Origin of the sequence: Thioalkalivibrio denitrificans (assembly GCF_002000365.1) — a bacterium.
GTDB lineage: Bacteria > Pseudomonadota > Gammaproteobacteria > Ectothiorhodospirales > Ectothiorhodospiraceae > Thioalkalivibrio_A > Thioalkalivibrio_A denitrificans.
The window spans coordinates 1,079-7,218 of record NZ_MVBK01000063.1; the positions used below are offsets into that span (position 1 = coordinate 1,079).

Annotated in this window: 5 protein-coding genes; 4 read left to right on the forward strand and 1 reads right to left on the reverse strand. The window is 67.3% G+C overall.

Annotated elements, in window-relative coordinates:
• Window positions 1-547: 547 nt before the first annotated feature.
• The 4 genes from B1C78_RS11220 (at window position 548) to B1C78_RS11235 (ending at window position 5,155) form a co-directional block, all read left to right on the forward strand.
• Window positions 548-910 carry a hypothetical protein gene (locus B1C78_RS11220; protein ID WP_077279261.1) on the forward strand — a complete coding sequence of 121 codons (363 nt, stop codon included), beginning with the start codon at window positions 548-550 and terminating at the stop codon, window positions 908-910.
• Window positions 911-1,156: 246 nt separating this feature from the next.
• The gene (gene mgtE, locus B1C78_RS11225) at window positions 1,157-2,533 is read left to right on the forward strand and encodes a magnesium transporter (RefSeq protein WP_077279262.1); all 1,377 of its coding nucleotides are present in this window, start codon (window positions 1,157-1,159) and stop codon (window positions 2,531-2,533) included.
• Window positions 2,534-2,607: 74 nt separating this feature from the next.
• Window positions 2,608-3,315: a hypothetical protein gene (locus B1C78_RS11230; RefSeq protein ID WP_077279263.1), complete on the forward strand. Its 708-nt coding sequence runs from the start codon at window positions 2,608-2,610 to the stop codon at window positions 3,313-3,315.
• 97 nt (window positions 3,316-3,412) lie between these two features.
• Window positions 3,413-5,155, forward strand: coding sequence for a sensor histidine kinase (locus tag B1C78_RS11235; protein ID WP_139349906.1), 1,743 nt, complete (start codon window positions 3,413-3,415; stop codon window positions 5,153-5,155).
• Here B1C78_RS11235 and B1C78_RS11240 read toward each other — a convergent pair.
• Window positions 5,128-6,078, reverse strand: coding sequence for a substrate-binding domain-containing protein (locus B1C78_RS11240; protein WP_077279264.1), 951 nt, complete (start codon window positions 6,076-6,078; stop codon window positions 5,128-5,130). The two genes, B1C78_RS11235 and B1C78_RS11240, sit on opposite strands and share 28 nt — an antisense overlap.
• Between the last annotated feature and the right edge of the window lie 62 nt (window positions 6,079-6,140).

A 6,140-nucleotide genomic window follows, 5' to 3' on the forward strand; every position in this document is an offset into this window, starting at 1 on the left:
AAGGATCGGAAAAATGGACCGCTCTCCCACCGGCGCAGTAGGAGCAGCCTAAGTCCGACAGGCTCCTAAACCTTGCATTTCCCCTCGAGGCTGTTAGAATCCCGCCCGCGTTCGGCAGTGTCCGAACGCGCATGTGAGGCAACAGAGGTTCAAACAATCGATGGACAGTTGCAGTTGCAATCGTACACGCGCGAAGGCCGTCAGCGGCCTGAACTGGGTGTGCCGCAGCGTCCGTCGGGACCATACCCCCGCCCCGGTCATCTGACCGCCCCAGGGTCCCGTCCCCGACGCGCCGCGACACACTGAATGGCACGTACGGGGGGATCCGATCTCCCGGAACCGCATCGGACTCCGTGACCTGACGGTCATGGATGCCCGCTTGTGTTCCGGATCAGTTCCTTCCAGAACCGTTCGGGAATCACCTGCCCCGACTCCACGGGCCGTGATCACGAACCCCGCTGACTGCTCGCGTGAAAGCGCACCGACCGATGGTGCGCGCCTCGATCCACGGTGACCGCACGGTCACCAGACCCTGAGGAGCAGTCCCATGACCACATTGTTCAACAAGGCCCTCGACAGCATCCGGCACAGCAGCCCCGATGAACTGTGGCGGCAGGTGGATGCCGCCATCGACATGGACGTGGATACGGTCAGCGCCGCCATGCGCAAGGGCGCCATCGGCACCGCGCGCCTGCGTTTCCTGCGTCTCGCCGAACAATCCCAGATCCGTGTACTGGAACGCATAGACACCCGGGACGCCGTGCGCCTTGCCGGCGGCCTGCCGACGTACACCGTGGCCCGACTGTATGAACGCCTGCCGCGCAAGCTGGGCAAGGCCATCGTGCAGGCCCTGCCCGAGGGCAAGCGCCGCGGTGTCGTGGTGATCCTGAATCACCGTCGCCAGCGCTGAGCCGCGCCAGAACCGTTATCCCACACTCATTCAGGGAGGCAGACCTCATGCCCGACGACCCCGGACCTGCTAACGCGCAGTCAGCAAGCGCCTCCCTCCGGAGGCCCGACACGTCGCCCGCCCGCGGGGGCACCAACGGCGACGTGCGTCCTTCCTGAATCATCATGCCGGGGAGGCCGCGCCTCCCTGTGCCTGCGCCATGACGGCGGGTGAACACCCACCTTATCCTGACAAGAGGACGCCATCATGGAACAGATCATCTTCAACCTCCTGCGCGAGGGCGCACACGACAAGGCCCTTGCCCTGCTCATTCACCCGGTACCGGCTGAAACGGCACGCCGGCTCGCGGAACTGGAACCGGAAGATCGCTGGTTGATTTTTTCGCAGATGCACGCCGCAGACGCGCGCGCCACCTTCCTGCACCTGGACGACGAGGAGCAGGCCGGTCTCCTGGAATCCATGGGACTGGACCGCGCAGCGGTCTTCGGGGCACATCTGCCTCTGTACACCCTTGCGCGAACCCATGCGCTGCTGCCGCGCAGCTATGCACAGGCGCTCCTGACCCGGCTGCCGGCCGACAAGCGGAAGGGAGTCCATGCAATACTCCGCCATCACGAGGACAGCGTCGCGCGTGTCATGCGCGGCGAATTCCTGGCCGTCTCCGGCCAGACAACGGCGCAGGCCGCGATCAATGCCCTGCGGGACAATCCCCTGCTCAGCGATGACACCGGATCGGTGGTGTTCGTCACCGACAGCGGCGGGAAGCTGCGCGGTCATGTGCGCCTGGCCACGCTGTTGCGCGCGCACCCCGACCTCGAGGTGGGCGGACTGCTGGAGCCCGGTCGCCACCGGGTCAGGCTGGACGACAACAAGGTGGATGCCGCACGCAGCCTGCAGCGGATCAACCTGCCGGTGCTGCCGGTGACGGACGGCCATGATGTCCTGGTGGGCGTGCTGCGCTTCGACGACGCCATGGACGTCCTGGAAGAGGACGCCTCGGAGGATGTGTACAAGAAGGCCGGCGTGGGCGACCTGATCCATGCCACGGAGGTGGTGCGCAGCGAGAAGCTCACCGCGGGCGGCATCGGATACCCGGTGAAGGTGCGCCTGCTGTTTCTCATGGTGACCCTTGCCGGCGGCCTAATGGTGGGCGGGCTCATCGACCACTTCGAGGAAACCCTCGCAGCGGTCATCGCCCTGGCCATCTTCATCCCGCTGGTCATGGACATGGGCGGCAATGTGGGCACCCAGTCCACCACCATCTTCGCCCGTGGTCTTGCCTTGGGGCATATCAACCTGTCCCAGTTCTTTCGCACGCACCTGCTGCGCGAACTGAAGGTGGGTGTCACCATGGGCGCCCTGCTCGGCCTGCTGGCCGGCACCGTGGCCTGGTTCTGGCAGGGCGCACCCAACGGCATCCCGGAGCTGGGACTCGTGGTGGGCACGGCGCTGTTCTTCGCCGTCACCACCGCCTCGGTGCTGGGCTTCCTGCTGCCCTGGGTGATGCTCAAGCTGGGCGTGGACCACGCCCCCGGGGCCGACCCCTTCATCACCACCATCGAGGACTTCAGCGGGCTCGCGGTGTACTTCCTGCTGGCCGGTTGGCTGCTCGGCGTGGCCTGACCTGGTCTACCGGCCGGTGCGCCCCTACGGGCACCGGCTGGACTCTTGCAACCATTCAATCGGGAGACAGACAGATGATCAGAGTACCTTCCATTCTCGCAGTGTCCGCGGCCGGCCTCGGCGCGATGGTCCTCACCACCCATGCCCTGGCCGGCGGCCACTATGTGGTTGACGACGCCGACCTCATCGATCCCCGCAGTTGCGAAGCGGAGATCTGGTACACCGATACGGACGGCGCCGGTCACGGCACGTTTCTGTCACCCACGTGCCGTCTGGACGGCCCGTGGCAGGTGACAGCCACTGCCGGCTTCCTGCGTGAGTCCGGCAGCAACGAGGAGCTTTACGGGCTGGAGGCCAAGGCCCTGTTCATGGACATGGAGACCCACGGATTCGGTGTCGGCCTGGTGGCGGGCACCGAGTACCTGACCGAAACGAGCCGCTGGGAGGTGGCGTTTGCCTACGTGCCGGTGAGCTTCGAAGTGGTCCCCGATCGCGCCATGGCGCACATCAACCTGGGCGTGGAGCGGGACCGGGGCGAGGACGACAAGACGGCGCTGACTTGGGGCCTCGGCACCGAAGCCACGCTCGCCGGCCCACTGGGTTTCGTCGCTGAAGTCTTCGGCGACGATCGCAGCGGCTCGCACCCGGTGGCACAGATCGGACCGCGCTTGGCCCTGCTCGACGATCGCCTGTTCGCGGACCTCACCTGGACCCGCGAACTGGGCGGCGACCGGGAAGAGGCCTGGACGGTGGGTGTGATCTTCGTGGCCTTGAACTTCTGACCCGGATCCGGGAATTCGGCCGGGAGAGCGCACTTGCGAGCGCCGGTACCTGGGCATAAGGTGACTATCCGAGTTCGCTGTATGGACCCTCACCCCCATGAGCAGCATCGACGCGTCCCCCCTGACCACCCCGATCCGTCCCGAACCCGGCCACAGCACGGAACATCCGCCCTGGACCCGATCGCTGATGTTTCGCGTGGTGGTGGGCGTGCTGGCGGTGACCGCACTGATCAGCACCGTGGTGTTCGCCGGCATCGATCATTTTGTGAGCCGCCAGTTCGAGGCCCTGCACGAGGAGCGGGTCCAGCGCGTGGCCGCCCAAGTGAGTGAGGGCGTCGAGCGGGAGTTGTATCGGCTGGGCAACCTGAGCCGTCTGCTGGCCCAGGACACGGACCTGATCAACAGCACCTACTACCACCTCTACCTGGAAGGGGAGCAGGATCATCCGGTGGCGGCGGTGGGGCGCATCGCCCGCGCCTTTGGGCTCGAATCCATCGGACTGTGGGCACCCGACGGCCGGGTCGTGGCCTCGGATGGCGCGGGCGATCAGGCACCCGTGGCCGTCGCGCCCATGGGGGACCTGTCCAGGCTGCGCGATGCGGAGTCGGGCCTGCGATCCGGCGGGAATGACGAGTTCTGGCTGGTAGCCCAGGTGCCCATCGAGCACAACTCCAACGTGCTGGCCTGGATGACCCTGGCCGAGCCCATGGTGCGGCTGCTGGACACCCTGGAGCAGACACATTCGGCCAGTATCCGGCCCGCTGCAGACGATGCGCCGACACGGGATGTCGTGCGAATCGCCGTGGGGAGGGAGGCTTCGTCGGGGACCGAGTCCAACCCGGTCTATCTGGATGTCACCGCGCCGGACGTGGTGGGCCGCGCGCTCACCGAAGTGAAGCGGCTGCTCGGCGTGATCATGGCCCTGTCCGCCGTGCTGTTGGCCACGGCACTGGCCTTCGTGCTGCACTGGCAGCTCAAACCCGTGACCACACTTTCGGAATACATCGGCGCCGTGGGCCGGGGAGAGTTCGGCGGGCAGGCGCCCCTGCCACGGGGGCGCGGCGAGTTGTCCAGTCTGGTGCGTTCGTTCAACGCCATGTCCACGGCGCTGGCCCGGTTGCGCGACATGGAGCGCCGCCTCCGGCACCAGGAGCAGCTCTCCGCCATCGGCCGCGTGGCGGCGCGCGTGGCCCACGACATGAACAATCCGCTGAGCGTCATCAGCAGTGCCGCGGCCACCATGAAACGGCGTATTCCGTCAGGGGATCCGCTGGCCGAGTACGTGGACCTGATCGATCACCATGCCCAGCGATGCGGCAGCACGGTGCGCGAACTGCTGGAGTATGGCCGACCCGTGACGCCCCGCCTGCAACCCGTGGCACCGGCCGAGATCTGTGAGGGAATCCTTCGGCGCTGGCAGCGCCGCCAGCCGCAAAGCCTTAAGGTGGAGTTCACGGCGCAGCAGAACCTGCCCGTGATCCAGGCCGATCCGCTGCTGCTGGAGCAGATGCTGGACAACCTGCTGGACAACGCCGCACACGCCGCCACCCCCGATGGCACTGTGAGCCTGCACGTACGCGCGGACGGAACACAGGTCCGGCTGGAGGTGCACGACACAGGGCCCGGCTTCAGCCCGGAGGCGCGTGCGCACCTGTTCGAGCCGTTCTTCACCGGACGGTGCAGCGGCACGGGACTCGGGCTGGCCAGCTGTCTGGCCATCGCGCGCGCCCACGAGGGCGATATACAGGTGCCGGAGGAGTCCGCCGGAACGGTGCGGGTGTTCCTGCCGACAACGCCGGCGACGACTGCGGCTCAGACCGTCATGAGCCCCGGTCGGTAACCGGCCTCTTGCGCCGACACGGGGACGAGGCTCGCGGCGGTGACGGCCTGCCCCGTCGGACTGTAGAGGTAGTCCATGAAGGGCTCCATCAGCTCGGGCCGCCAGCGGTCGGTGACCACGTTCAGCGGCCCCACCAGGGGATAGCGACCGGCAAGGATCGTCTCGTTCGACGGCGCGACGCCGTCAATGGCCAGGACCTTCAGGCGCCCGGCCTCCACCAGAGGTCTGGCAAACACCCAGCTCACCACCCCGACGCCGCTGGCAAAGCGCGACACCGTGTCCACCAGTTGCTGGTCCGTGTCCACGCTCAGGCCACGGGGAGACCAGTCCGGACGGTTGCGAAACAGCAGGTCGCGCACGGGCTCGAAGAAATCCGGGCAGTGTTCGCGGTAGACCAGCGCGACGGGCCGGTCATCCCCGCCCAGTTCGCTCCAGCGCGAGATCCGGCCGCGCGCCAAGGCGGTGAGTTCGTCCAAACCGATGTCACCGACCGCCATATCCGGATGAGCAACGACCGCCTTGATGTCGCGCGCCACCAGCAGGCCGCGCAGGCCCGCGGCGCGGCTGCCCTCCAGCGGACAGCACAGCCCCCCCAGGTGCACGCCGCGCTGGCGCACCGCCGTGATGCCGTCGTCGCAGCCGCCGCCGAAGACGATGAAATCATGGCCCGTGTCACGCTTGTAGTGGCCGGCCAGTTCCCGGAATGCGCCGTAGGTGAGGATGTGGGTGCCCTGGTAGGAGAGCGTATCCGGGTTGCGCGCCGCCACGCGCAGGTAGGGGTTGTCGGCGGTCAGGCAGCCGCCCCGGGCCAAGTCGTCGCGCCAGGCCTCCCGGGGCCGCGCCAGGGTGGCCCCGATGGCATAGCCGCCCGCCGCGCAGCCCAGAAGCGCACCCACACCCATCATGAAATGTCTGCGACGCATGGTTTAAGCTTAGCCTTCGCCCGTCTTCGCGCCAACACCCATGCCCATGCCCCGTCCCGCCC